We start from the raw sequence: 26,773 nt of genomic DNA on the forward strand, positions 1-26,773 counted from the left end.
CGGCGTCGATCGCCGCGGGACGGGGGCGAACGCCCCGGAGTTCGCCGCTTCGGCTTGAGCGCCGGGCACGGGACTTGTATGGTGAAGCGCATGCCATCGATGCCGCCGCCCGATCCGACCCGCCCGCCCGCCTCGGCACGACCGCGCCTGCTGGTCGTTCAGGCGCTGGCGGTTCAGCCGCTGGCGGCGGTGCTCGAGGAGAGTGGTTATGAACTGCTGCGCGCCGCCGACGCGCTGGCCGCCATCGATGGATTGAGCGCCGGCCCCGCCCTGGTGATCATGGACATGGAACTGCCCGAACTGCCCGGCGACGGCCCGTTGACCTTGCTGCGGCGCCTGGCCGCGAGCGCGGTGCCGGTGCTGACGCTGAGCCGTCCGCGCAGCCAGCAGCCGGTGGAGGCCTTGCTGGAGGCCGGCGCCTCGGAGTGCCTGCTCAAGCCGGTCCGGATGAGCGACCTGCTGCAGCGGATCGAGGGCCTGATGTCGCCGGCGCCGATGGCCGTGCCCGTCGAGCCGCGCCGGCCGACGGCGCGCATGGCGGTGCGCGAGCGCGACGGCCACTGCACCTGGCAGACGCCGCAGGCCCGGGCGCTCATGGCCGCCCACTTTCCGCCGCCGTGGGCGGAGCACGCCCGGCTGCCGCCGGAAGTGCTGGCCTGGCTGCACCGCGAGGCGCTGCGCCGTCGCGCGGGCGCGCCGCCGTCCTCGCTGACGATCGCGCCGCGCGCGGGCGAGACGCGACAGCGGCTGAGTTTCACGCTGACGGCCGGGGACGATGCGGACATCGGCGAGGGTCACTGGCTGCTGGTGCTCGACCGCCCGGAATGACTGGGGACGTCGACGGGGGCCTGGGATCGGGAGGTCCGACCGGGGCCGCCGACGGGACATCCGACGGGACATCCGATTGGCGGGACAATCCGTCCCATGCCCTCCGGAAGTCCCTTGTTCACCCCGCCCCTCGACACCACGCCCACCCCCGACGAGCGTCAGCGCTTCCTGCGCCTGCTGCGTACGGCCTTGGCGGAACGCCGCTTCCAGCGCCTGCTGCTGGGCCGCCACGAGGGTGAGGACACCAGCATCGAACGGCTGACGGTGCGTGACATCGAGCTGCGCGGCGAGCGCGCGCTGAGTTTCCTGTGGCGCCACAAGACCAAGGACGTCACGAAGAACCACCCGCTCGACGAGGGCCTCGCGCTGATCGACGGGCTGCTGGGCAGCGACTTCCAGCAGGCGCACCTGGACACCCTCGGCGAGGAGGTGCAACTGCGCTTCAGCCGCAAGGGCAAGCCGCTGCTGCAGGTCGGGAAGAAGGGCGGCGCCGGGGCCTCGGCGGCGGACGACGACACCGGTGCGGGCGAGGCCGCGACGCCGGGCGGACACGACCGCGCCAAACCGCGCGAGCTGTCCGCCGACCGCCCGTTCTGGCGCGACCTCGGCGTCACGCACGAGCTCAAGGGCCAGCCCGCGCTGGTGCCCGCGATGGCGCGCAAGTGGAAGCAGATCAACAAATTCATCGAGATCTTCGGCGCGGCCGTGCGCAAGGCCGGCCTGGATGCGCCACAGGAAACGCAACGTCCGGTGCGGGTCGCCGATTTCGGCTCCGGCAAGGGTTACCTGACCTTCGCGATGCACGACTGGCTGCGCGCGCAAGGCCTGGCGCCGCGGGTGCAGGGCGTCGAGCTCAAGCAGGACATGGTGGCGCTGGGCAATGCGGCGGCGGCGCGGCACGGGCTCGAGGGCCTGAGCTTCGAACACGGCGACGTGCGCGAGCGCGGCGACCAGCCGCTGGACGTGATGGTCGCGCTGCACGCCTGCGACATCGCGACCGACTACGCGATGCACTTCGGCCTGCGCAGCGGCGCGCGCATCATCATGTGCGCCCCCTGCTGCCACAAGGAGATCCGTCCGCAGATGACGACGCCGGCCGCGCTGCGGCCGCTGCTGCAGCACGGCATCCACCTCGGCCAGGAGGCGGAGATGGTGACCGACTCGCTGCGGGCCCTGCTGCTGGAACTGATGGGCTACGACACGCAGGTGATCGAGTTCATCGCGCTGGAGCACACCAGCAAGAACAAGATGGTGCTGGCGGTGAAGCGCCCGCAAGACCCGACCCCGGCGCGGCGTGCGGAACTGCTGGCGCAGCTCGACGAGATCAAGCGCTTCTACGGCCTGCGCAGCCAGGCGCTGGAGACGCTGCTGCGCGTCGAAGGCAAACTCGAAGCGGCATGAGCCGATATGAGCGGGCCGTGAGGCCGACGTGAAGGGTCACGCGCTGCTCAAAACTGCAGCAGACGAACAAAGGGCCTGACGGATCAACGGCTTGGGTGCGCCGCACTCAGCTTTTCCCAGGACTTGTCCACAGACGACGGGGGCAACCGGCATGTCGATTGCCAAACACCCGGCATGTCGACCGTCCTCGCTCCTTCTCCCGCCCCTGTCCCCTGGCTGGCCCGCGTCCTGGGCGCCGCGCTGCTGATCCTGGGGTTCGTCATGCTCGCCGCGGGCGGGCTGCTGGCGTCGCTGGGCGGCAGCTGGTACTACGCGTTGTCGGGTCTGGCCTGGGCGGTCATCGGCGCCTTGATGTGGGGGCGGCTGCGGGAGGCGGTCTTCGGCTACGCGCTGTACTTCCTCGCCACGCTCGTGTGGAGCTTGTGGGAGGTGGGCCTGGACTGGTGGCCGCTGGCGGCGCGCATCGGCGTGCCCTTCGTGATCGGCGCCGTGCTGCTGGCGCTGGTGCCGACGATGCGTCGCCACCTGCCTGTCGACGATCTGCGGCGTGTCGCGTGGCGCAGCCCGCCGGCGCTCGCGCTCGCGGCGGTGCTCGGGATCTTCGTGGTCCTCGCGGTGACGTCCTGGACGCGCGATCTCCATGCCGTTGAAGGCACGATGCCGGCCAACGGCGCGGCTCGTCCGCCGGGCGTGCCGGCGTCGGGGGCGGCGTCCGTGCCGGACGGGGAGTGGCACGCCTACGGTCGCACCGGCTTCGGCCAGCGCTGGTCGCCGCTGGCGCAGATCACGCCGGCCAATGTGGGCGAACTCAAGCTGGCCTGGGACTTCCGCACCGGCGACGTCCGCGGCCGGCCCGGCGATCCGGTGGAAACGACCTTCGAAGTCACGCCGCTGAAGGTCGGCGAGCGCCTGTTCCTCTGCACTCCGCACCAGACGGTGCTGGCGCTGGATGCGATGACGGGCCGGGAACTCTGGCGCTTCGATCCGCAGGTGCGCGGACAGCTGGCGCTGCAGCATCTGACCTGCCGCGGCCTGTCCTACCAGCCGCCGCCGGATGCGATGGCCGCGGCGGGCGCCCAGCCCGCGGCCTGCGCGGCCAAGCTCTTCATGCCGACGGCCGACGCGCGTCTGATCGCGCTGGATCCGGCGACCGGCAAGACCTGTCCCTCGTTCGGACAGCAAGGCGCGGTGAACCTGATGGCCGGCATGCCGAACGCCCAGCCGGGCGCGTACTACTCGACCTCGCCGGTCGTGGTGACGCGCAAGCTCGTGATCGTCGGCGGCACGGTGCTCGACAACGCGTCGACGAAGGAACAGTCCGGCGTGATCCGCGCCTACGACGTCGAGACCGGCGCGCTGGTCTGGAACTGGGATTCCGCGAACCCGGACGCCACCGCCCCGCTCACGGCCGGCCAGTCCTACGCGGCCAATTCCCCGAACAGCTGGTCGGTGGCCAGCGTCGACGAGGCGCTCGGTCTGGTCTACCTGCCGATGGGCAACCAGCCGCCTGACCAGTGGGGCGGCAAGCGCTCCGCGGCGGTGGAGAAGCACTCGTCGTCGGTGGTGGCGCTCGACCTCGCGACGGGGCGCCTGCGCTGGGTCTTCCAGACGGTGCATCACGACCTCTGGGACTACGACGTGCCGGCGCAGCCGGTGCTGGTGGACCTGACGGTGAAGGGCCAGCGCGTGCCCGCGCTGGTGCAGCCGACCAAGCAGGGCGAGCTCTTCGTGCTGGACCGGCGCGACGGCAAGCCGGTGTTCCCGGTGACCGAGACGCCGGCCCCGCAGGGCGCGGCGGCGGGCGACTTCAGCGCGCCGACGCAGCCGGTGTCGGCCATCTCCTTCAACCCGCCGGAGCTGCGCGAGCGCGACATGTGGGGCGTCTCGATGTTCGACCAGCTCTGGTGCCGCATCGCCTTCCACAAGCTGCGCTATGAAGGCCGCTTCACGCCGCCGTCGGAGCAGGGCTCGCTGATCAACCCGGGCAACTTCGGCGTCTTCAACTGGGGCAGCATCGCGGTCGATCCGGTGCGCGGCATCGCGTTCACGACGCCGGCGGTGCTGGGCTTCACCTCGACGCTGGTGCCGCGCCGCGACGACACCTCGCTGCTGGTGCAGGACGGCGGGCCGCCCAAGGGCGCGCTGCCGGCGCTCAACGAGAACTTCGGCGCGCCGTTCGCCGCGAAGATGAAGCCCTTCACCTCGCCGCTGGGCATCCCGTGCCAGGCGCCGCCGTGGGGCACGGTGGCCGGCGTCGATCTGAACGAGGGCAAGGTGGTCTGGCGGCACCGCAACGGCACGGTGCGAGACCTGTCCCCGCTCCCCGTGCCGTTCAGGCTGGGCGTGCCCAGCCTGGGCGGACCGCTGATGACGGCGGGCGGCGTGGCCTTCCTGTCGGGCAGCATGGACGACTACGTGCGTGCCTACGACGTCAATGACGGCCGCGTGCTGTGGGAAGGCCGGCTGCCCGCCGGCGGCCAGGCCACACCGATGACCTATCTGGGCGCGGACGGGCGGCAGTACCTGCTGGTCATCGCGGGCGGGCACGGGTCCACCGGGACCAAGCCCGGCGACCATGTGCGTGCTTACGCCTTGGAGAAACGCTGAGTCGTGGCGAAGTCATCGGTCCGGCCGCGCGGATGTGGCGCCTGGCGAGGGACCGCGGCTTCGAAGCCGGAAGCGCTCCTGACGAGCTGCCACACAGGCTGCGCGTCGTCGCCGCTCAACTTGCCCACCGCGATCGAGGCCGGGGCGGGGACATCGGCCTCATGGCCCGACGCGGGCAGGTGCCGCAGGATGTTCTCCACCGTCGCGGATTTCAGCAATGCCACGTCGAGGGCGTCCTTGAGCGTCGACCGGATCATGGCGGCCTGGTCCGGCGCGCACTGTCCGATGGCCGGCTTGCCGGAGGCTGCCCGCGCAGTCGTGTCCATCAGGAGTCCATCGCGGCGGTCTCGCCGGATGAGCCCGTGTTCGACGAACTGGGTCACGCGCGAGTTCCAGCGTCGGATCTCGGCCGCGCGCGCCGGGTCCTCGAGTTCCCGCATGTGCCTGGGCGCGGCCGGTCGCGTGCTCGCCAGCGCTGTGGCGACCATCGCCTCCGGCCAAGGTTTTGCGCCGAACAGTCCCAGCCGGGGCATGCTGGATTTCAGATCCCGGAGTGCCTGGAGGTAGGGGGCTGCCGCCTTGTTATCGTCGCTCAGATCGCTGTCGCCCAGCATGTCGAGCAGCCGGTCCAGGTACGTGGCGGCGTCCATCGCCTTGCTCTTGAACTCCCAACGCATCCGATCGAGTCGTCCCAGGACGTAGGTCCGACGGCCATGCTTCAGATCGGCGCTCGCGTCCGGATCTGTGGGGAGGCCGACGTCCGCGCCCCCGATCAGGACGAAGTCCTCGTCAGCGGAGGCGGTGGAGAGGGCGGCGTGCTGCGAGGTGGATGAGAGTGAGGGGAATGTCATGAACGGTTCTCGTTGATATCGAACTGTTCAGTTGCTGGATGACCGCCTTCGAGTTCTGCTGCTGACGCCATGCTGGCGAAAAAAAGCCCAGCCCCTCGTGGAAGGGCCGGGCAAGGGCGCTGTGACGCCGCCTGGACACCCCGACTGCTGGGGGCGTGGTGCTGCGGCGTGGCGAATGTGAAGCGCATGCGCGCCGGCCATCGGGCGACCCGTGGAGGGCCGCGGCCTGGGCGCGAGGATCGTGGAGGACTCAGTCGCCGTGAAGCGACTGCGCCGGGAAGGGCCTGGCCTGGCGGGGTCGCGGGCAGGGACGCGGGCGCGTGGACTGCGGGCTGGCGGGCGTTCGGCGTGTCGTCATGCTTCGCATCATCGCGTTTGCCAGAGATTCCGAGACGACAAGAACAGGGTGCAAATCCGGCCAGACATCTGGCCGGATTTCACGCCCTTTTCCGACCCCACGGCGAATGCCGGGCCCGGGACCGTCCGGCCAGAAGGTGGAAAGCCCGGCGCGTCGTCGACGGCCGGGCTTCGGGGCGGCGCGCCAAGGCGCGCCGCGGCAGGGCGGGGTCGCCCTCAGCTCACTTGACGTCCATCCCGAAGGTGTTGGCGATGAAGGCCAGGATGTCCGCCCGCTCCTCGATGATCTTGGAGGTCGGCTTGCCGGCGCCATGGCCGGCCTGCGTCTCGATGCGGATCAGCTTGGGCGCGGGGCCGGTGTCGGCGGCCTGCAACGTCGCGGTGTACTTGAAGCTGTGGGCCGGAACGACGCGGTCGTCATGGTCGCCGGTGGTCACCAGGATGGCCGGGTAACGCGCGCCGCTCTTGATCGTGTGCAGCGGCGAGTAGGCCTTGAGCCACTGGAAGTCGGCGGCGTTCTCCGAGCTGCCGTAGTCCGAGGTCCACGCCCAGCCGATGGTGAACTTGTGGAAGCGCAGCATGTCCATCACGCCGACCTGCGGCACCGCGGCGCCGAACAGGTCCGGGCGCTGGTTCACGACCGCGCCGACCAGCAGGCCGCCGTTGGAGCCGCCGTTGATGGCGAGCTTCGCGGGCTGCGTGTACTTGCTGGCCACGAGGTACTCGCCGGCGGCGATGAAGTCGTCGAAGACGTTCTGCTTCTTGCCCTTGGTGCCGGCCTCGTGCCAGGCGGCGCCGTACTCGCCGCCGCCGCGCAGCACGGCCAGCACATACACGCCGCCCATCTTCATCCAGGTCGCGGCGGTGACGCCGTAGCCCGGCGTCATCGGCACGTTGAAGCCGCCGTAGCCGTAGAGCAGCGTCGGATTGGTGCCGTCCAGCTTCAGGCCCTTGCGGTGGGCGATGAAGATCGGCAGCTTGGTGCCGTCCTTGCTGGTGACGAAGACGCGCTTGCTCTCGAACTGGTCGGCCTCGAACGCGGTCTGCGTGCGCTTGAACAGCTCGGCCTTGCCGGTCTTCGCATCCAGGCGCCAGATCTCGCCCGGGGTGGTCAGGCTGGTGTAGCTGAAGAAGGTCTCGGGGTCGTTCCACTTGCCGCCGAAGCCGGCGGCGGTGCCGACGCCGGGCAACGCGATGTCGCGCACATGCTTGCCGCTCGGGGCGTGCACGCGCACCAGCGTGGCGGCGTCCTGCAGGTAGCTCAGCACCAGCTGGCCGCCGACGCCGCTGGCGGCGGTCAGCGCGTCCTTGGTCTCGGGCACCAGCGTGGTCCACGTCTTCTGGTCCTTGGCCTGCCAGTCCTTGTCGAGGTCGATCGCGATCAGGCGGCCGCGCGGCGCGTCCTTGTCGGTCTTGACGATCAGGCGCTGGCCGTCGAGCACGACGGGCGCGTACTCGGCGTCGAAGCTGACGGTCAGCGGCACCGGCTTGGCGCCGCTGTAACCGCTCTTGTCGCCCTTGCCGTCCAGCGGCAGCACCATCAGCCCGTTCTTGCGGGCGGACCCCTTCCAGACGTTGATCAGCGCCAGGCGGCCGTCGTCGGTGACGTCGACGTTGAAGCCCCATTCCTTCTCGGCGGGGTTCTCGATCACCAAGGTGTCGGCGGACTGCGGCGTGCCCAGGCGGTGGTAGTAGACCTTCTGGAAGTAGTTGGCGCCGGTGAGCGCCGCGCCTTCCTTGGGCGCGTCGTAGCGCGAGTAGAAGAAGCCCTTGCCGTCGGGCGTCCAGGACGCGCCGGAGAACTTCACCCATTCGATGGTGTCGTCCAGGTCCTTGCCGGCGTCGAGGTCGCGGACCTTCCAGGTCTGCCAGTCGGAGCCGGCGCCGGCGGTGCCGTAGGCCATCAGGCGGCCGTCGCGGGACACGACGCTGCCGGTCAGGGCGACGGTGCCGTCCTTGGACAGGGTGTTGGGGTCGAGCGCGATCTGGGGCGTGTCCTTCAGGCTGCGGGCGGTGTAGAGCACCGCCTGCTGCTGCAGGCCGTTGTTGCGGGTCCAGAAGTAGCGGCCGCCTTCCTTGTAGGGGACGCCGAACTTCTCGAAGTTGTAGAGGTCGGTGTAGAGCTTGCGCGCGGGCAGGCGCTGCGGCATCGCGGCGAGGAACTTGTCGGTGACCGCGTTCTCGGCCTGGACCCAGGCCTTGGTGTCGGCGCTGTTGTCGTCCTCGAGCCAACGGTACGGGTCGGCGACGGTGGTGCCGTGGTAGTTGTCGGTCTGGTCGACCTTGCGGGTGACCGGGTAGGTCAGGCCTTGCGAGGTCGAGGGAGACGCGGTGGTCGCGGCGGCGGCAGCAGGGGCCGTGGCGGTCTGTGCGGTGGCGGCCGTGCCGGCGACGAGCCCGACCGCCAGCGCGGCGGTCAACGAGAGGCGGGTATGCATGCGATGTGCTCCTGGAGTCGGGAAGCCGCCCGCGCGGCTCGTGGCCGTGCGGGGCGGTGCGCGGGGATTGTGCCCCGCGGTCCGTGGGGTGCCTTTGGTCAGGGCGGGGAACTACGGGGTGGACGAACCGCGACGCCGTGTCGCCGCCGGGGCTGGCTCAAAGTGATCGTCTTTCGCGATCGACCGACTTGTCCGAGTCGTTTTGGGCTCTGGCTCGATTCCGGCGGGTCCAACTGCTTCTCAGAATCCTGCATCCCCCTTCATTGGAAAGTGCAGGTGCAGAATGAATGCCCTCGTGGATCCGATCTACTTCACGCCTCCTATGTCCGAGTCCGAGCCTGATTCCGAGACCATCCCGTTGACGGTGAGCATCACTGCTGAGTTGATGCAAAAGCTCGAGGCAGGAGCGGCAGCGTCGAACCTCTCGATGGACGAGCACGTGGCATGGCTGCTCGAAGAAGCGATCTTCATCAATAGCCCGGAGTTCTTCGATCCCGACAACGTGGAAGCGCACGAATATCGCCTCGTGCGCGAGTCGCTGGCGTCCACTTTCCTTGGGCATGACCTGCCCCTGGTACAGGTGGAACGGGAGATCGAGGACCAATTCGGAACGGACGGGTCGCAAGATCTTCCGGCGCGGTCTTGAGCGCGGCGATCACGAGGCAGGCGCGTCAAGACCTGTTTGAGATCCTCAGTCGTATCAAGGCGGACGACCCCTTTGCCGCCGAAAAGATGGCCAAGGAGTTCATCCGCAAGTTCAGGCTGCTGTCCAGCCAGCCGGGTATCGGTACCCGCACGAGGAATCAGAACGTGCGGGTCTTACCGATCAAGCGCAGTTACAAGGTGCTCTACCAGTCACCGCCGCCGCATCTGATCATTCGTCGTGTGATCCATGCGGCACGGCAGTGGCCCGAGGCCGAACTGCCGGAGAGGCGGACTCAATAGTCCCACCTCGCCTCCACCTGGAACGTCCTCCCCGGATACGGGTGGAAGTTCCAGTACTGGTAGTTGTTGAGGTTGTCGACGCCGGCGGCGAGGGTCCACTGCCGGTCGATCTTCCACTGCGCCCGCACGTCGACAGTGAAGTACTTGCTCGCCGCCATGTAGGCGAAGCCGTTGACGTCGCTGTTGTCGAGCGTGCTGAACTGCTTGCCGCTGTAGCGCGCGCCCAGGCTCAGGCTCAGGTCGTCGCGGGCCTGCCACTGCGCGAGCATCGTGGCGCGCCAGCGCGGCACGCGCGGCTGCCACTTGCCGATCGTGTCGCCCGGCACCGTCGCGTAGCCGGCGTTGGCCAGGATGATCGAATCGGCGAAGGTCACGCTGCCGGTCAGGCTCACGCGCTGGGGCAGACCTGCGGTGCCGCTGAGCTCGACCCCGCGCGTCCGGATGCGATCGATGTTCTGTACCGTGTTCGCATTGGTCGCGACGTTCAGCTGCGAGTACAGCGCATCGCGGCTGTCCTCGTGGAAGAGCGTCACCCGCAGCGCATCGCGATCCTGCCCGGTCCATTCGGCGCTGAGTTCGCTGGTCCAGCTGCGCTCCGCCTTCAGGTTGGGGTCGTTGTTGATGAACTGCCCCGCCGCGTTGAAGCCGCCCTGGAACAGCTCGCTGACCGTCGGGAAGCGCATCGCGCGGCCGGTGCTGGCCTTGATGACCCACTGCTCGCTCAACCCGTACGACAACGCCGCCTTCGGCGACCACGCGGTCTGCGCGCGTGACGGATGGTTCTGCAGGTTCGTGGTGGACTGCGTGACGCCGTCGAACGATTGCCAGTGCTCGCCGCGCAGGCCGAGCACCGCCGTCCAGTCGGGGGCGAAGGCCCAGGCGTCCTGCGCGAAGACGGCGCGCACCCGCGTCTCGCCGTCGAAGCGCGAGGTCAAGGCGCTGGCATCGCCCGACCGCCAGTCCGTGAGCGCGGAGACACGCGTGCGCAGCCGATAGCGCTCCTGCGACACGCCCGCGTCGATCGTGTGATCGCTGCCGTCCGGTGTCCAGGTGAGCTTGCCGGACAAGGTGTTCCAGCCGGTGCCCGCCTGATCGGTGAGCCGACCCGCGTTGGGCGCGGCGCTCGTCGGCGCGTAGGCGCGCGAACGGTCGGCGAGGTAGTCGTACAAGCTGCCCGACACCTCCCAGCCGAGCCCGTCGCGCACGCGGCGCTTCAGCGAGACCGCATGCATGCGGTGCTCGAGTTCATCGCGCGTTTGCGGGAAGTCGCTCGCGCTGAGCGAGTAGCCCTTGCCGCCAATGCTGACCGGCTGCGTGATGCCGCCGCCGGAGCGATGGTCGATCGTCCGCCCGTTGGCATCGGTCAGGAAGCTCTGCGAGCGCCCGTCCGAGTCGTTGCTCCACAGCCCGAAGACGTACATGGCGCGCAGCCCGGGATCGATGTCGTAGGCGAGCTTCAGCTTCGCCTGGTCCTGCACCGTGTCGTACTGCGTGCCGCTGCCGAGCAGCAGCCACGGCTGGTTGCTCCGGTTGAGGCCCGCGACCGCGCCGGTGACCGGCACGGCGCCAGCCACGGGGGCCGACGAACTCAAAGTCCGTGTCGCAAAGGTCTGAGGCTGTCCTTCGCTGTCGGTGCGGCCGGCGTGCAGCCACCACGAGAACGCCCCTTCCGCGCTGCCGATCGACGCGCTGGCCTGCTTCGCGTCGTAGTCGCGCTTGTGGCCGTAGAGGTCATTGGGCTGATGGCTGTAGCCCACCCGCGCATGCGCTTCGAACCGGGTCGGCATCCGCGTCTGGTAGTCGACGACGGCTCCGACCGCATTGCCCGAGTACGCCGCCGAGAACGGCCCGTACATCACGTCGACACGCGCGATCTCTTCCGGCGAAACGAGTCCCCAGCGCGGCGCGAAGGTCGCGCCGTTGCCGAGCAGGTTGGACAGCAGGATGCCGTCCGCGTAGACCAGCGACCGCGCGCTGTTGCCGGTGCCGGAGGCGCGTGTCGACAGCACGGCGTGGTTGTAGTCGCCGATGTAGCGCTTGCGCACCAGCAGGCTGGGCAGGTACTTGAGCGCGTCCTCGGCGTCGGTGGCGTTGATGTCGCGGGCGATCGCCTCGCCGGTGACGCCCTCCATCGTGGTGGGAATGCGGCTCGGCAGCGAGGTCGGCGCGGCGCCGTCGACACGGACGATGCCCAGGGACTGGGCGCGAGCGGGAGGCAGGGCCGGGGAGAGGACGGCGGTGTCGACGGCGGCGTCCTTGGCGACATCCTCGGCGGCGGACACGGTGGTGAAGGCGGCCGCGCAAGCGGACGCGATCACCGTCAGCGCGCCGGCTCGAAGCCGACGCGCACGGGAAATGCTGTGCATGGAAAGGAACTCCAACGGAAATGAAGGAGCACCGGCGTCAGGCCGGTGCGACAGGCTTCAGACCGTCAGAGGAGGCGCTCTCGCGGGCGCGCTGCGCCAGGCATGGGCCGTGACCGTCGCGCTGTAGAAACGCTCCGGCAGGCCGTGACGCAGCTCGGTGCGCAGCGGCAGCACCGCAGGCACCGGTGGCAGCGGCACCGCATCCTGGTGCAAGTGGCAGAACGCACAGTGCTGGAACAGCGCGTGGTCCTGATCATCAACGCCACTGTCCGCCAACCCCGCACGCAGCTCGGCGGCGCGCGGGCCCACCACGCTGGACCGGCAGATCTGCGTCCACGGCGCCAGATCCCCGTTCAAGGCCTGCGCCGCCATGGACGCCGCCGGCAGCAGCGCCGCCAGCCAGAAGACCAGGACGGTCATCCAGCGGATGAAGGCGGTGGGGGAATGCAGACGCATGACGCGGCGGATTCTAGGCGCGCCGCGCCGGCGGGTCCTCAGCGGGGCTGCAACAGATCGAACAGCGCGCGCGCGACGACCTTCGTCGCCCGGCGCAGATCCTCCAGCTCGACGCGCTCGTCCGAGCGCTTGGCATGCGATTCCAGCACGGTGCGTGGTCCGGCACCGTAGATCGCTGCGGGGATGCCGTGCTCGCCGTAGAGACGCACGTCGGTGTAGAGCGGCGTGCCCGAGGTCGGGATCGGCTCGCCGAACACCGCCTCGCCGTGCCGCTGCAGCGCCTCGACCAGCGGCCGGTTGCCCGGCAGCGGCTGGAGCGCGCGCGCGAGCAGCAAGCGCTTCACGTCGACCGTGATCCCCGGGAACGAGGCCGCCGCCTTCGCGATCGTGTCGCGGATCTCCGCCTCGACGACGACGGGATCCTCTTCCGGGATCATCCGGCGATCCAGCTTCAGCGTGACCTTGCCCGGCACGACGTTGGTGTTGGTGCCGCCCTCGATGCGGCCGACGTTCAGGTACGGATGCTTGATGCCCTCGACCTTCGAGGTGACCTCGCGATAGGCGAGGTTGCGGGCATACAGCGCGTTCAGGATCACGACCGCGCCCTGCAGCGCGTCGATGCCGGTGTCGGGGATGGCGGCATGCGCCATCTTGCCGTGGACCGTCACCTCCATCTGCAGGCAGCCGTTGTGCGCGGTGACGACCTGGTAGCTGAAGCCGGCGGCCAGCAGCAGATCGGGCTTGGTCAGCCCTTGCTGCAGCAACCAGCCAGGGCCGAGCTCTCCGCCGAATTCCTCGTCGTAGGTGAAATGCAGCTCGACGCCGCCCTTCAGCGCGGCGCCTTGCGCGGCCAGCGCCTCCAACGCGCGCAGCGCGAAGGTGTAGGTCGAGAAGTCGCTCTTGCTGACGGCGGACGCGCGCCCGAAGAGCTGGCCACCGACGACTTCGCCGCCGTAGGGATTGTGCGTCCAGCCGTCGCCGGGCGGGACCACGTCGCCGTGCGCATTCAGCGCGATCACGGGACCCGCACTGCCAGTGCTGGAGCCGCCGTCATCCGCGCCGAAGCGACGGCGCACGATCAGGTTGGTCAGCGATTCAAGGCCGTACTCGCGCACCTGCGCCTGCGGCACGGCGTGCTTCTCCGCGACGTAGCCCATCTCGGCGAGCAGCTCGGACGTGCGCTCGGCATGCGGCGCGTTGTTGCCCGGCGGCGTGTCCGTGGGCACGCGCACCAGCGCCTGGAGATAGCGGACCTGTTCGTCGAAGTGGGCGTCGATCCACGCGTCGAGCGCGTCGTACGAGGTCTGGAACGCGGTCTGCGGCGCGGGTTGGGAGGAAGCGGTCATGAAGTGTCGGGTCCGGAAGATCGGGCGGAGTTCAGAGTCCGTCGAGCAGCGCGAGGAAGGCCTGCACGCAGAGTTCGGTGTCGTCGTTGCTGATCGCTTCGAGCGGGTTGTGGCTGATGCCCAGGTTCAGTCCGCGTTGGAACAGCATGGCCTGGGGCATCGCCTGATGGAGCTTCATCGCGTCGTGGCCGGCGCCGGAGGGCATCCGGTGCACCGGCAGGCCGAGCGCGTCGACAGCTGATTCCCAGCGCGACTGCCACGCCGCATCGCTGGGCGCGGCGGCGGCGGCTTCGGTGCGCTCCAGCGTGAAGCTGACGCCGCGGCGCTCGCAGATCTCGGCGAGACGCGCGCGCACGTCCGCGTCGAGCGCATCGCGCGCGGCGTCGGTGGTCGCGCGCAGGTCGAGGCTGAATCGGCATCGGCCCGGGATCACGTTGATCGATCCATTGGGCACCTGCAACTGTCCGACGGTGCCGACGACCTCGGGCACCGCGCCCGCGCGTTCCTCGACGTAGAGGATCAACTCCGCCACCGCAGCGGCGGCGTCGCGCCGACGGTCCATCGGCGTCGTGCCGGCGTGCGAGGCGAGCCCGCGCACTTCGCCGACGTAGCGCAGGCTGCCGTTGATCGAGGTGACGATGCCCAGCGGCAGGTCGAGCTCGTTGAGCACCGGCCCCTGCTCGATGTGGACCTCGACGAAGCCGAGATAACGCGCGGGATCCCGCTTGAGCGCCTGGATCGCCTCCATCGTGCCGGGCAGTCCGGCGTCGCGCATCAGGTCGCGCAGCACGACGCCGTCCGCGTCGGCCTGATCGAGCCACGCTGGATCGAAGCGCCCCACCAGCGCGCTGGAGCCGAGGAAGGTCGCCTTGTAGCGCTGGCCTTCCTCTTCGGAGAAGCCGATCACCTCGATGCCGTGCTTGAGCCGGCGACCTTGCCGCTTGAGCTCGCGCACGCAGGCCATCGGCACAAGGATGCCGAGCCGCCCGTCGTACTTGCCGCCGTTGCGGACGGTGTCGTAGTGGCTGCCGGTGAGGAGCCGCGGCGGCTCCTCAGTCTGGCCATCAGCCTCGCCGTGATACACGCCGACGACGTTCCCGACGGCATCGATGCCGACCTCGTCGAACCCGCACTCGCGCATCCAGTCCGCGAGTTGCGCCGCCGCGGCGCGGTGGGCCTCGGTCAGGTAGAGAACGGTGAGCTGACCGTTCTCCGCGAAGCCGGGATCGGAGAACCGCGCGAGCGACTCCGCCCAGTCCCAGACCTGGTTGCCGAGCGTCGGCACGATGCCGAACTTGTCGTTGAGCCGGATCTCCGCGATGCGGTGGATGTTGCGCAGGCACTCGGCGCGCTCGATGTCCGGGTGTCCGTTCAGACGCCGCGCGAAGGTGTCGATGATCTGCTGCCGCGACAGGCCGTCGCCGCGCGGGCCGCGCACCGCGAGGATGAAGGGCCAGCCGAAGCGCGCGTTGTAATCGGCGTTCAGCTGCTGCAGCCGCGCGAACTCTTCCGGCGTGCAACTGGTGAGGCCGGCCTGGCTCTGCTCGTTCGTCGATTCCGCGGTGAGCGACTTCGCGACCATCGCCTTGCCGGCGAGTTCCGGGTGCGCGCGGATCAGGCCGAGCTGCTCGTCGAGCGCGGCCTCGCGCACGACGGTGGCCATTGCATGCTTCAGCGCGGCGAGGCTCGCGAAGCCGCCCGCGGGGCGCACGGCGAAGGCGCGCTGCGCGATCCACGGCGAGTGTTCATAGACGCCGTCCAGCAGCGAGATGAATCCGTCCTCGCTCGCGCCGTTCAGCGTGGCGAGGGACAAGGTCGGCGAGGGCGCCAGGGTGGGGGAGGAGTGGCTCATCGGAAGTCCAGCGTTTCAGCCCCAGACGAAGGCCTTGTCCGCATCGAACGGATGCGTGGCGCGCCAGTGGCGGGCGATGTCGACGCGGCGGGCGATCCAGACGCGGTCGTGTTTCTCGACGTGGTCGAGGAAGCGCTGCAGCGCCCGCATGCGGCCTGGCCGGCCGAGCAGCCGGCAGTGCATGCCGATGCTCATCATCTTGGGCGCCTCGGCGCCCTCGGCGTAGAGCACGTCGAAGGTGTCGCGCAGGTATTCGAAGAACTCGTCCCCATGGCTGAAGCCCTGCGGCAGCGCGAAGCGCATGTCGTTGCAGTCCAGCGTGTACGGCACGACCAGGTGCGGCGTCAGCGCGCCGTCGGTCTTGCGGACGTTGAGCCAGAACGGCAGGTCGTCGCCGTAATAGTCGCTGTCGTACTCGAAGCCGCCGAAGTCGGCCACCAGCCGGCGCGTGTGCGGGCTGTCGCGGCCGGTGTACCAGCCCGACGGGCGTTCGCCGGTCAGCTGCTGGATGATGTCCATGCCGATGTCCATGTGCTGGCGCTCGACGGCTTCGTCGACGCCCTGGTAATGGATCCATCGCCAGCCGTGACAGGCGATCTCATGGTTCAGCTCGACGAAGGCCTTCGTCAGTTCCGGATGCCGCTCCAGCGCCATCGACACGCCGAAGACGGTCAGCGGCAGCGCGCGTTTCTCGAATTCGCGCAGCAGCCGCCATACGCCGGCGCGCGAGCCGTATTCGTAGATGCCTTCCATGCTCAGGTGGCGCGCGGGGAAGGCCGGTGGGTTGAACATCTCGGACAGGAACTGCTCGCTGCCGGCGTCGCCGTGCAGCACGGCGTTCTCGCCGCCTTCCTCGTAGTTGAGGACGAACTGCACGGCGATGCGCGCCTGGCCGGGCCACTGCGCATGCGGCGGGTGTTCGCCATAGCCGACGAGGTCGCGGGGGTAACCGGGGGAGACGACGGGCTTCATGGGAGGAACTTCATGGAGGTGTCGGGTGGACGTGCCGGAGGAGGGCAGGGGATCAGCGTTGCAGGACCGACTTCAGGTCCTGCACGCGCGGATCGAGCCGCAGGTTGGCCTCGACGTTGCCGAGGTGGGCGTCGAGCAGCTTCAGCGCCGCGCGCTTGTCGCGGGCTTCCAGCGCGTCGACGATGGCATCGTGCTCGGCCTGGGACTCGGCGGCGGAATGGGAGCTCTGGTACATCAGCGCGATCAGCGAGCTGCGCGAGAGCAGGTCGGTCAGCAGCTGCGCAAGCACCTCGTTGCCTTGCATGCGGGCGAGCACGACGTGGAAGTCGGCCAGCAGTCGTGTGCGGCCGGGGACGTCGGTCCGGGCGACGGCCTCGCGCTCCTGCTTCAGATGGGCGCGCAGCTGCTTGATCTGCGCCGGGGTGATGCGTTGGCAGAGGTCGGCGAGCATCGCGGCTTCGAGCATCTTGCGCACCTCGAAGACCTGTCGCGCTTCCTCGACGCTGGGCTGCGCGACGAAGGCGCCGCGCGCCGGCTCCAGCCGCACGAGGCGGTCGCGGCTGAGCTGGTTCAACGCCTGCCGTACCAGCGTGCGTGAGCACTCGAAGATGTCCGCCAGCTGCTGTTCCACCAGCTTGGTGCCCGGCATCAGCCGGCGCTCGACGATCGCCTGCGTGATGGCCGCGGTGATGCGTCCGGTGACGGAGGCGCTGGCGTCGAGGTCCCGGGCGTTCATGGGCGGGCGTTCATGGGCAGACGGTCGGTCGTGATCGGAAGATCGTTCGGTGTGCGGTGTGTCCTGAAGTGTATACACTTTGGATCTCCAGTTTTCCTTTCACCGATGGCGACCATGGGCAAGCTCACGACTCACGTCCTCGACACCATGCACGGCAGTCCCGCGGCCGGCATGGCCGTGCGGCTGTACCGGATCGAGTCCGGCGAGCCGCGTCTGCTGCAGGCGCTGACGCTGAACGCCGACGGGCGGGCGGACGGTCCGCTGCTCGAGGGGGAGACGCTGCAGGTCGGGCGCTACCGGCTGGTCTTCGCCGTGGCCGAGTATTTCCGCAGCCGGCGCGTGACGCTGCCGGAGCCGGCCTTCCTCGACGAGGTGCCGCTGGATTTCGGCATCGCCGATCCGGGCGCGCACTATCACGTGCCGCTGCTGGCGAGTCCCTGGTCGTATTCGACCTACCGGGGCAGTTGAGGTCCTCGCATGCGGTCCTGGCAGACGCTGGCATTGAGACTCGCGCGCGAGCCGGCAGTGCTGGTGCGCGTCGATGAACTGCAGGGCAGCGGTCCGCGGGAAGTTGGCGCCTGGATGGCAGTCACTGCGTCCGACGTCGTGAACACGATCGGCGGCGGGCAGCTCGAATTCGACTCGATCGCGAAGGCGCGCGCCGCGCTCGCGGCGGGGCGTGTCATGGAGGCGCGCCAGCGCTTCGCGCTCGGGCCATCGCTCGGTCAGTGCTGTGGCGGCGTAGTGTGGTTGAACTTCGAGTGGCTGGATGCGCAGGCGATCGCCGGCCTGGCTGAGCGCCTCGGTGACCAGCGCGAATGGCGGCGCATCGCGCTGTTCGGCGGCGGCCACGTGGGGCGGGCGATCGTCGACCTGCTGGCGAAGCTGCCGGCGACGGTGCACTGGATCGACAGCCGCGAAGGCATGTTCCCGGAGCCGCTGCCGGACAACGTCCGCGCGGAGCAGTCCGAGCCCGTGCAGGGCGCGGTGCCGACGCTGGCGGCCGGATCGCACGTGCTGATCATGAGTTTTAGCCACGCGGAGGATCTCGACATCCTGGCCACTTGCCTGAAACGCCAGCGTGAATCGGGGGATCTGCCGTACATCGGGCTGATCGGCAGCAAGAGCAAGTGGGCGACGTTCCGGCACCGGCTGGAAGCGCGGGGCTTCACGCCCGCCGAGCTGGCGCATGTGACCTGTCCGATCGGCATTCCCAATATTCCGGGCAAGCAACCCGAGATGGTGGCGCTGTCGGTGGTGGCGCAGGCGATGCAAGAACCGACCGAGCCGAGTTGAGCGCGCCTTCAGTACTTCCACCGCTGCTGGCCCTCACCCCCGCCCTCTCCCGCAAGCGGGAGAGGGAGTGAGAATGCACCGAGCCGACCGAAGAGCGCCTCCCTTCTTGCGCCCTCTCCCGCTTGCGGGAGAGGGCAGGGGTGAGGGCCAGCGGCCGTCGCAGTCCACCGGCCAAACTGTATACACTTCAGCCCTCAACGTCGCCGCGGCGCCCCGATCTTCTCAGCGCGACGCTTGCCGGTTCACAGCGCCCGCAGTGGTGGTCCGGATCTTGCACGACGTTCGTTGATGGACAGCTACCTGCTTGACTGGGCCAATCTGCTGCTGCGCTGGCTGCACGTGATCGTGGCCATCGCCTGGATAGGCGCCTCCTTCTATTTCGTCTGGCTGGACAACCACCTGGTGAAGCCGCAGGCCGAGGACCTGAAGTCCAAGGGCGTGGACGGAGAACTCTGGGCGGTGCACGGCGGCGGCTTCTACAACCCGCAGAAGTACATGGTCGCGCCGGCCAACCTGCCGCAGCACCTGCACTGGTTCTACTGGGAGAGCTACTGGACGTGGATGAGCGGCTTCGCGCTCTTCGCGCTGCTGTACCTCTTCAACGCCGACACCTACCTGATCGACAAGCGCGTCTTCGACTGGAGCGCGCCGGCGGCGATCTCAGGAGCGCTCGGCTTCCTCGCTGGCGGCTGGCTCGTCTACGACCAGATCTGCCGGCGCTTCGGCCGCAAGGCCGACGGCTCGATCGGCAACGACGGCGTGGTGCTCGGCCTGATCGCGGTGGCGGTCGTGGCGGCGGCATGGGGCGCGAGTCAGCTCTTCGCGGGTCGGGCGGCCTTCCTGATCACGGGCGCGATGATCGCCACGATGATGAGCGCGAACGTCTTCTTCTGGATCATCCCCGGCCAGAAGCAGGTCATCGCCGACATGCGGGCGGGGCGGCCGGTGGACCCGGTCCACGGCCAGCGCGGCAAGCAGCGCAGCGTGCACAACACCTACTTCACGCTGCCGGTGCTGATCGCGATGCTGTCCAACCACTACGGCATGCTCTACAGCCACGCGCACAACTGGCTGGTGCTGGTGATGCTGATGGCCACGGGCGCGCTGGTGCGCACCTGGTTCGTGAAGCGCCACAAGGGCGTCGACGCCTGGCCGCTGCTGGTGGCGGTGGTGATGCTGCTCGCGATCCTGGTCGCGTGGCTGGCGCCGCAACCGACGACGGTGCCCGTCACGATGGCTCCGGCTACGTCGTCCGCAACACATGGCCCCGGTGCGACCGCGGCGTTGGGCGATTCGACCGTCGTGACCTTCGAGCAGGTCAAGACCATCGTCAACGCGCGCTGCCTCGCGTGCCACAACGCGGCGCTCGCGCCCAAGCGCGTCCAGTTCCACGAGCCGCAGATGATCGAGCAGCACGCGGCCGAGATCTACCAGCAGGTCGTGGTGCAGAAGACCATGCCGCTGAACAATGCGACCGGCATCACCGATGAGGAGCGGGCGGCGTTGGGGCGGTGGTTCAAGCAGCGGTGAATCTGGGCGCTCAAGGGAAACCCCTCGGTTGAAGCCTCGCGGCGCGTCTCGATGTGGGCGCCATGTTCTTCTTCCGCCACCCCAAACCCGTCGTCGATCGACGCCCCGTTGCGGAGCATTCGGTACAGATCGAGGCGAAGGATCTGCCCGTGCTGGTCGAGTTGAAGGAGATCGTGAAGCCGGTGCTGCCGACGGTGCTCGTCGAGCCGGCGTCGGTGCTGCCGCGACGTCCGCCCAAGACGCGATGACGGCTCGCTAGGGGTCACTCCGGTAGCGCTGGGCGCCTCTGGAAATCAGAATCCAAAACAGCGTTTCAAAACTGAGAAGCGAAGAGGATTCCGATGACCAAGCGCGTGGCCGTGATCGGCGAATGCATGCTGGAACTCAAGGGCGAAGCCTTCGGCGCGATGACGCTGGGCTACGGCGGCGATACCTTCAACACCGCCGTCTATCTGCGCCGTTGCGGTGCGGCGGCAGGGCTGGAGGTGGCGTACGCGACCGCGGTCGGCGAGGACGGGCTCAGCAACGGTCTGCTCGATCGTTGGCGCGAGCAGGGCGTCGATACGCGGCTGGTGAGGCGCCTTGCGGGGTGCATGCCGGGGCTGTACATGATCGAGGTCGACGGCCGCGGCGAGCGCAGCTTCCACTACTGGCGCGACACCGCCGCGGCGAAGGCGTATTTCGACGTCGAGCGCACGCCGCTGGAGGTCCATGCCTATGAGTTCGACGCGCTTTATCTCAGCGGTATCACGCTCGCGATCCTGCCGCCCGCCGGGCGTGAACGCCTCTATGCGCTCATGGCCGCGATGCGCGAGCGCGGCGCCCACGTCGTCTTCGACAACAACTACCGACCTCGCTTGTGGGCGGATCGGCACGCGGCGCGAGTCGAGTTCGAGCGGGTGTTCTCGCTCGCCACGATCGCGCTGGTGACGGCGGACGACCATCAAGCGCTCATGGATCTCCCAGACCTCGACGCGGCCATCGCGCATGCGAAAGCCTTGGCGGCGCCTGAGGTGCTGATCAAACGCGGTGCTTCATCGACGCTCGTGCGTGCGGCCGATGGCCAGGGACGTTGGCTCGAAGCGCCGACGCAATGGGTCGAGCGCGTCGTCGACACCACGGCCGCGGGAGACTCGTTCGCCGGCGGATACCTGGCGCGCCGGCTCTCGGGACACGATGCCGTCAGTGCGGCGACGCATGGCAATCGAGTCGCCGCACGCGTGATCGGATATCCCGGCGCGATCATTCCCGCCGAAGCGATGGCCGATCTGCTCTGAGGGGAACGCTCAGCGCATCCAGCGTTTGAGCTCGGGCATCACGACGACCAGTTGCTCGGCGACCATCGCCGAGAACACCTGCGCGCCTTTGGCGCCGAGGTGCGTGCGGTCGAAGACCGGATTCGAAGCGCCGGCGCGGTCCGGTGCGGACGCTGCCTGCGCGGGCGCGGCGAGCGGCTTCGGCGCCATCGCCAGCGTGTCGGCTTCGTTCTCGCCCATCGCTTGGACAGCCGCGTGGCTGATCGCGTTCAGGTCGAGCAGCGGGATCTGGTGCTCGGCGCTGACACGGATCGTCGCGTCGGCCCAGGGGCGCAGGTTGTTCTCGAGCTTGCCCTGCGCGTCGAAGCTGCGGCGCGTCAGCGGCGTGATCATCACCAGCCGCGCGCCGGTCGTCGTCACGTCGGTGATGTAGCCGGCGAGGTTGACGGGGAACTCCGTCTGCAGGTCGGTGGAGCGGCCCGGCTTGCCGGGCTGGTCGTTGTGGCCGAACTGCATGAGCACCAGGTCGGTCTGGCCGGCCGGTCGATCGCGCAGCAGCGTCATGACCTGACCCCAGAGGCCTTCGGCGCGGAAGCTCTTCGTGCTGCGCCCGCCCTTGGCGACGTTGAGGCAGGTGACCTCGGGTGTGAAGCGCGCGCAGAGCGCATCGCCGTAGCCGCTCTTCGTGGCCATCGTCGAATCGCCGACGAGGACCACCCGCAACGACGATGCCGTCTCCTGCGCCTGTGCGGCGCCGGCCACAAGGACCAGCGCCGCGAGCCATGATGTCTTCATGAGTGCTCCGTGGTGATGCGACCGGAATGGGGCTTGGGGTTCCCGGAGGGAGGCCCCATGCCCCGTGGAGAGTCGGCGCTCGACCTCGCGCAGTCGTTCGCGAGCGCTGCCCGATGCCGCGAAAGGAAATGGGGTCGAGCGTCACCGCCCGACCCCACGCCGTCAAGCAGGCAGACTCAGAACTTGTAGCTCGCCCCCAGCAGGAACTCCCGCCCCGTCACGTGATAGACGACCGGGCTGTTCCGCGCCCTCGAGATGAACTGATCGTTCGCCTCGTTGGTCAGGTTGACGCCTTCCAGGGTGATGGTGAGGTTGTCGTTGACCTTGTAGGAGATCGACGCGTCCACGTTGAGCGTGGCGTTCTTCCCTTCGACGTCGTTGTTGTTCTGCCCCGGCACCCGCGTCAGGAACGACGAGCGCTTGGACGCCGACACCCGCGCGCTGAAGGTGTTGTCGTCGTAGTACAGCGTGGCGTTCCACGACTTGGGCGACATGTTGAGCAGGTCGTCCGAGATGGTGGAGTTGCTGGTCGGCGAGATCAGGTAGGTGATCTTGGACTTCACGTAGGTGTAGTTGAGCACCGTGCCGAAGTTCTTGCCCCAGCTGGGCAGGAAGGTGAACGGCTGCTGGTAGTTCAGCTCGATGCCGCGCAGCTTGCCTCCGGGGGTGTTGATCGGCGTCGTGAGCTGGAACACTTCCTCGCCGGTGAAGTTGGACGGCAGCAGCGACATCGGCAGTCCCGTCTGGTTGTACGGCGCGTTGGTGCGCAGGCTCTGGATGTAGGTGTCGATGTTCTTCTGGAACAGACCCACGCCGATGAAGGCGTTGCGGCCGAAGTACCACTCCAGGCTGCCGTCGAAGGTCTTCGCGCGGAAGGGCTTCAGGTACGGATTGCCCGTGGTGATGGACAGCGTGCCCGTCGTGCTGATGGTGCCGCCCGGGTTCAGGTTGCCCAGCTGCGGACGCGCCATCACCTTGGCCGCGGCGAAGCGCGCGATCAGGTCCTTGGTCAGGTTGGCCGAGACGTTCAGTGCCGGCAGCCAGTCCTTGTACTTCTGTCCGATCACGACCTCGGTGCCGCCGCCGGTGGCCAGGTAGCCGGTGGCGTCCTGTTCCGTCACGACGTAGCGCACCCCGACGTTGCCCTGCATGCGCAGGCCCAGCACGCGACCTTCGAAGTCCGCCTGCAGGAAGCCGCCGGTGTCCTTCTCCACCACCGCGCGGTTGTTGCCGCGCGCATTGCCGTTGGTGGTCGATGACAGCGTGTAGTCGCCCGGGCCGCCCGCCGGACCGCTCTTGATGCAGTTGCAGTAGATGTCGTAGGCCGAGGCGATTGCATTGAGGTCGGGGATGACCCACGAGGTCGGCGTGCCTTGCGGCAGGCTGAGCCCGCGGCCGAAGCCGGTCAGCATCTTGGTCAGCACGCCCGAACCCGCCGCCGGCGAGAAGATCGTGTCGTTCTGGTTGACGCGCCGGAACTCGAAGGTGTCGAAGCTGTATTTCTTGTAGTCGAAGCCCGCCTTCAGCGTCAGCGTGTCCGGCATCACTTCCCAGGCGAGGTCCAGATGCGCGATGTCGTTGACGTTGTTCGCGCCCTGCGGACGGATGCGGATCTCGCTGGTGGTCGTGTTGGTGACCGTCGTCGGCTGCGTGCCCGTGGTGACCTGCGGCACGCCGACGATCTGCAGCGCGCCGTTCTGCGCCGCCGGATCGAAGGGGTACTTGATCACCGGCAGCCGGTCGTTGTTGCGGAAGTCCAGCGTGTAGCCGTTGACGTTCAGCGCGTCCAGTGTGACCGTCGTCTGCACCGGATTGCGGAACTTGGAGTCGGCCCGGCCCACCTTCGCATTCAGCTTGAGGTGGTCGGTGATGTCCTGTTCCAGCGTCAGGCTCGGTTGGCGGAAGGTGGTCGTCAGCTCGTCGTAGCGCGACTCGGCGCGGATGTCGACGCCGTTGAACACGCCGTACTGCAGCGCGCCGTTGGGCGCGTACTGCGCTTCGACGACGCTGGTCTGCGGCTTGCCGCCCTGGCTCGCCGTGCGGCTGAACGAGATCGCTTCGAGGAAGTCCTCGCGCCGCGTCGCGTCCAGCTTCGAGTACAGCATGTCGAAGGTCAGCAGCGTGCTGTCCGTCGGCTTGAACTGGACCGAGCCGGTCAGGCCGAGCCGGTCCTGGTCATGCGTGAGCCGGCCGTAGCGCGGCAGGCGCGGATGGAAGTTGTCGGCGCTGCTGGCCGCGTTGTAGGCGGTGGTCGCGCCCGCGGAGGCGGGCAGGCGCGGCACGCCCTGCGCGGCGGGGCCGCAGTTGGCGGCGGTCGTCGTCGGATTCGCCGGGGTCACGCCTTGCGGCGAGCACCAGCCGCCCGACGAGGGACCGTTGTCCCAGCGCACCGTCGAGAAGCCTTCCTCGAAGAGCCGCCGCTTCGAGTACGCGCCCGAGACCAGCACGCCGAGCTTCTTGTCCAGGAACACGTCGCTGAGCAGGAAGGCCGCGCGCGGGTCGGTCTCGCGCGCCAGGTCGTTGTAGCGCGCCTTCACCGAGGCGGCGACCACGCGCTTGTTGAAGTCGAAGGGCCGCGCGGCCTGCAGGTCCACGGTCGCGCCGAGCGAGCCTTCGTCCACCTCGGCCGAGCTGCTCTTGCGCACGGTGATCGTGTTGAAGAGCTCGGCGGCGAAGACGTTGAAGTCGAAACCGCGCGAGCGGTTCGCGCCGCCGGAGCTGTCGGTGCCGCCGGTCGTGGCCAGCGCCTCGATGCCGTTGATGCGCACGCGGGTGAAGTCCGCGCCCAGGCCGCGCACGGTGATGTTGCGGCCCTCGCCGGCGTCGCGGTCGATCACCACGCCCGGGATGCGCTGCAGCGATTCGGCCAGGTTGGTGTCGGGGAACTTGGCGATGTCCTCCGCCTTGATCACGTCGACGATGCCCTTGTCCTGGCGCTTGGCGTTCAACGCGCTCTCCAGCGAGGCGCGGATGCCCGTGACCACCACGGTGTCCAGCGACTTGTCGGCCGCCGAGGCGGCGGCGGCCGGGGGCGCGACCTGGTCCTGGCTCCAGGCGGGCAGCGAGAGCGTGGCCGTGCCGAGCAGGCAGGCGGCGAGGCGGGTCAATCGAGGCGTGGAACGCAGCGTTGCGGACGTCCCGAGGCGAGTCCCAATACGGTGGGGCATGACGTTGTCTCCAAGGTTCTTCTGCGACCGCGGGCGCGGGATCGTGGCCCGTCGCTCTCGCGGCATCGGTCGGTCGCAGGCGCACGCAGGGCGCCGGCAGGGTGGGGGACGGAAGCGCTGTAGTGCGACGCCGCCTCGGTACTGCTGGATGACTGCGATCCGCGTTGCGCGCGGACCCTGGGGAATCAAGTCAGAGGTAGTCCTCGCGCCGCGGCGAGAACTGGTCCAGCAGCGTGCTGCCGGCCTCCAGCGCGACGACGCCGTGCGTGGTCAGCCGCGGCGCGACGAAGGCGTCGCCCGGCTTGAGCACGCGCTTCACGCCGCCGACGTCGCATTCGAACGAGCCGCTGATCACGAACGCGATCTGGTCATGCGCGTCGTGCGCATGCGGGGTGCCGATGGCGCCCCGGTCGAACTGCACCAGCACCGACATCAGCTCCGGCGTGTGGCCGACGATCTTGCGCCGGATGCCGTCGCCGAGCTCGGTCCACGGCGCGTCGTCGTTCAGGAAGTACGGGCTGCTCATCGGGGATGTCTCCTGGATTCGGGACGGTTCTCGGCCGTCGTTGCGAGCAACTATAGCGACGTCGCGAAAAATTGAAACAGCGGTTCACTAGATGGAAACCATAGTTCCGGGAAAGTCCGCAGGCCCGTACGCTGCGATCCCATCAGAGCTCGTGAAGCCACAGGAACCGCCAGGAGACGACATGGAAATCCGCCAACCCATCCACAGTGAACACGCCCGCACGCTGGACACCGAAGGCCTGCGCCGCCAGTTCCTGGTCGACGAGATGTTCAAGCCCGACGAGGCGACGCTGACCTACAGCCAGATCGACCGGATCATCGTCGGCGGCATCATGCCGGTGACGAAACCGGTGACCTTCTCGGCGGAGCTGGGCAGGTACACCGGCACCGACTACTTCCTGCAGCGGCGCGAGCTGGGCCTGATCAACATCGGCGGCGCGGCGCGCGTCTTCGTCGACGACACGCAGTACGACGTCGGCCCGCGCGAGGCGCTCTACATCGGCCAGGGCGCCAAGATCGTCGAGTTCAAGAGCGTCGACGCCGCGAATCCCGCCAAGCTGTACTTCAACTGCGCGCCGGCGCACACCGCGTATCCGACGCGCAAGGTCACGCTGGCCGAGGCCTCGCCGGAGACGCTGGGCTCGGCCGAGACCAGCAACCGCCGGACCATCCACAAGTTCCTGGTGCCGGACGTGCTGCCGACCTGCCAGCTGCTGATGGGCATGACGCAGCTGGAGCCGGGCAGCCTCTGGAACACGATGCCCTGCCACCAGCACGACCGCCGCATGGAGGTGTACTTCTACTTCGACATGAAGTCGGACGCGGTGGTCTTCCACATGCTGGGCGAGCCCACGCAGACCCGCCACCTGGTCGTGCGCAACGAGCAGGCGGTCATCAGCCCGAGCTGGTCCATCCACTCGGGCGTGGGCACGCAGGCCTACACCTTCATCTGGGGCATGGTGGGCGAGAACCAGGTGTTCAAGGACATGGACCACGTGCCGATGACGACGCTGCGCTGAGCGCGGCCTCTCTCGTCATCGCCACCAAGG

Annotated in this window: 22 protein-coding genes; 11 read left to right on the forward strand and 11 right to left on the reverse strand. The window is 68.7% G+C overall.

Annotated features, from left to right (window positions below):
* The first annotated feature begins 90 nt into the window (after positions 1 to 90).
* From VF536_RS15955 to VF536_RS15965, 3 genes are all read left to right on the forward strand, one after another.
* On the forward strand, positions 91 to 828 hold the full coding sequence (locus VF536_RS15955; protein WP_331615851.1) for a response regulator: 738 nt from the start codon (positions 91 to 93) through the stop codon (positions 826 to 828).
* A gap of 114 nt (positions 829 to 942) precedes the next feature.
* A complete protein-coding gene (locus VF536_RS15960) occupies positions 943 to 2,229 on the forward strand; it encodes an SAM-dependent methyltransferase (RefSeq protein ID WP_331615852.1) in 1,287 nt (428 codons plus the stop codon).
* A gap of 174 nt (positions 2,230 to 2,403) precedes the next feature.
* A complete protein-coding gene (locus VF536_RS15965) occupies positions 2,404 to 4,836 on the forward strand; it encodes a membrane-bound PQQ-dependent dehydrogenase, glucose/quinate/shikimate family (RefSeq protein ID WP_331615853.1) in 2,433 nt (810 codons plus the stop codon).
* Here the strand turns inward: VF536_RS15965 and VF536_RS15970 are convergent.
* Positions 4,815 to 5,486 carry a hypothetical protein gene (locus VF536_RS15970; protein WP_331615854.1) on the reverse strand — a complete coding sequence of 224 codons (672 nt, stop codon included), beginning with the start codon at positions 5,484 to 5,486 and terminating at the stop codon, positions 4,815 to 4,817. The genes VF536_RS15965 and VF536_RS15970 overlap by 22 nt on opposite strands.
* Before the next feature lie 779 nt (positions 5,487 to 6,265).
* Entirely contained in the window at positions 6,266 to 8,482 is a 2,217-nt protein-coding gene (locus VF536_RS15975) for a prolyl oligopeptidase family serine peptidase (RefSeq protein ID WP_331615855.1), read from the reverse strand.
* Positions 8,483 to 8,777: 295 nt separating this feature from the next.
* Here VF536_RS15975 and VF536_RS15980 point away from each other — a divergent pair, with 295 nt between their 5' ends.
* A complete protein-coding gene (locus VF536_RS15980) occupies positions 8,778 to 9,128 on the forward strand; it encodes a hypothetical protein (RefSeq protein WP_331615856.1) in 351 nt (116 codons plus the stop codon).
* Complete coding sequence (locus VF536_RS15985) at positions 9,125 to 9,427, forward strand: type II toxin-antitoxin system RelE/ParE family toxin (protein WP_331615857.1); 303 nt, start codon at positions 9,125 to 9,127, stop codon at positions 9,425 to 9,427. Before VF536_RS15980 ends, VF536_RS15985 begins: the two co-directional genes overlap by 4 nt.
* On the opposite strand, the gene VF536_RS15990 is transcribed toward VF536_RS15985, so the two are convergent.
* From VF536_RS15990 to VF536_RS16015, 6 genes are read right to left on the reverse strand one after another with little or no spacing between them, the layout of a single operon-like run.
* Positions 9,421 to 11,793: a TonB-dependent receptor gene (locus tag VF536_RS15990; protein WP_331615858.1), complete on the reverse strand. Its 2,373-nt coding sequence runs from the start codon at positions 11,791 to 11,793 to the stop codon at positions 9,421 to 9,423. The two genes, VF536_RS15985 and VF536_RS15990, sit on opposite strands and share 7 nt — an antisense overlap.
* 57 nt (positions 11,794 to 11,850) lie before the next feature.
* Positions 11,851 to 12,249, reverse strand: coding sequence for a DUF2946 domain-containing protein (locus VF536_RS15995; protein WP_331615859.1), 399 nt, complete (start codon positions 12,247 to 12,249; stop codon positions 11,851 to 11,853).
* Positions 12,250 to 12,287: 38 nt separating this feature from the next.
* The gene (locus VF536_RS16000; protein ID WP_331615860.1) at positions 12,288 to 13,595 is read right to left on the reverse strand and encodes a M20 family metallopeptidase; all 1,308 of its coding nucleotides are present in this window, start codon (positions 13,593 to 13,595) and stop codon (positions 12,288 to 12,290) included.
* A 31-nt stretch (positions 13,596 to 13,626) separates the two neighbouring features.
* Positions 13,627 to 15,447, reverse strand: a complete 1,821-nt coding sequence (gene uraD, locus VF536_RS16005; protein WP_331615861.1) for a 2-oxo-4-hydroxy-4-carboxy-5-ureidoimidazoline decarboxylase — start codon at positions 15,445 to 15,447, stop codon at positions 13,627 to 13,629.
* Positions 15,448 to 15,462: 15 nt separating this feature from the next.
* Entirely contained in the window at positions 15,463 to 16,419 is a 957-nt protein-coding gene (gene puuE / locus VF536_RS16010; RefSeq protein WP_331615862.1) for an allantoinase PuuE, read from the reverse strand.
* Positions 16,420 to 16,471: 52 nt separating this feature from the next.
* Positions 16,472 to 17,155 (reverse strand): GntR family transcriptional regulator, encoded by a 684-nt coding sequence (locus VF536_RS16015; protein WP_331615863.1) that lies wholly within the window; start codon positions 17,153 to 17,155, stop codon positions 16,472 to 16,474.
* Between the two features lie 114 nt (positions 17,156 to 17,269).
* On the opposite strand from VF536_RS16015, the gene uraH reads away from it, so the two are divergent.
* The 5 genes from uraH (at position 17,270) to VF536_RS16040 (ending at position 21,258) form a co-directional block, all read left to right on the forward strand.
* Positions 17,270 to 17,623 (forward strand): hydroxyisourate hydrolase, encoded by a 354-nt coding sequence (gene uraH, locus VF536_RS16020; RefSeq protein WP_331615864.1) that lies wholly within the window; start codon positions 17,270 to 17,272, stop codon positions 17,621 to 17,623.
* 9 nt (positions 17,624 to 17,632) lie between these two features.
* Positions 17,633 to 18,451 carry a xanthine dehydrogenase accessory protein XdhC gene (xdhC, locus tag VF536_RS16025; protein WP_331615865.1) on the forward strand — a complete coding sequence of 273 codons (819 nt, stop codon included), beginning with the start codon at positions 17,633 to 17,635 and terminating at the stop codon, positions 18,449 to 18,451.
* A gap of 288 nt (positions 18,452 to 18,739) precedes the next feature.
* Positions 18,740 to 19,981, forward strand: coding sequence for a urate hydroxylase PuuD (locus VF536_RS16030; protein WP_331615866.1), 1,242 nt, complete (start codon positions 18,740 to 18,742; stop codon positions 19,979 to 19,981).
* A gap of 62 nt (positions 19,982 to 20,043) precedes the next feature.
* Positions 20,044 to 20,229: a hypothetical protein gene (locus VF536_RS16035; protein WP_331615867.1), complete on the forward strand. Its 186-nt coding sequence runs from the start codon at positions 20,044 to 20,046 to the stop codon at positions 20,227 to 20,229.
* A gap of 105 nt (positions 20,230 to 20,334) precedes the next feature.
* Positions 20,335 to 21,258 carry a sugar kinase gene (locus tag VF536_RS16040; protein ID WP_331615868.1) on the forward strand — a complete coding sequence of 308 codons (924 nt, stop codon included), beginning with the start codon at positions 20,335 to 20,337 and terminating at the stop codon, positions 21,256 to 21,258.
* 9 nt (positions 21,259 to 21,267) lie between these two features.
* On the opposite strand, the gene VF536_RS16045 is transcribed toward VF536_RS16040, so the two are convergent.
* The 3 genes from VF536_RS16045 to VF536_RS16055 all read right to left on the reverse strand — a co-directional run bounded on the left by VF536_RS16045 (position 21,268) and on the right by VF536_RS16055 (position 25,725).
* Complete coding sequence (locus VF536_RS16045; protein ID WP_331615869.1) at positions 21,268 to 22,032, reverse strand: rhamnogalacturonan acetylesterase; 765 nt, start codon at positions 22,030 to 22,032, stop codon at positions 21,268 to 21,270.
* A 176-nt stretch (positions 22,033 to 22,208) separates the two neighbouring features.
* Positions 22,209 to 25,139 (reverse strand): TonB-dependent receptor, encoded by a 2,931-nt coding sequence (locus VF536_RS16050; RefSeq protein ID WP_331615870.1) that lies wholly within the window; start codon positions 25,137 to 25,139, stop codon positions 22,209 to 22,211.
* Positions 25,140 to 25,389: 250 nt separating this feature from the next.
* Positions 25,390 to 25,725 (reverse strand): cupin domain-containing protein, encoded by a 336-nt coding sequence (locus tag VF536_RS16055; RefSeq protein ID WP_331615871.1) that lies wholly within the window; start codon positions 25,723 to 25,725, stop codon positions 25,390 to 25,392.
* Between the two features lie 181 nt (positions 25,726 to 25,906).
* On the opposite strand from VF536_RS16055, the gene kduI reads away from it, so the two are divergent.
* Positions 25,907 to 26,743 carry a 5-dehydro-4-deoxy-D-glucuronate isomerase gene (kduI, locus tag VF536_RS16060; RefSeq protein ID WP_331615872.1) on the forward strand — a complete coding sequence of 279 codons (837 nt, stop codon included), beginning with the start codon at positions 25,907 to 25,909 and terminating at the stop codon, positions 26,741 to 26,743.
* The last annotated feature ends 30 nt before the right edge of the window (positions 26,744 to 26,773 follow it).

This window comes from Roseateles sp. (assembly GCF_036486225.1).
In the GTDB taxonomy this organism is placed as follows: Bacteria; Pseudomonadota; Gammaproteobacteria; order Burkholderiales; family Burkholderiaceae_C; genus Roseateles.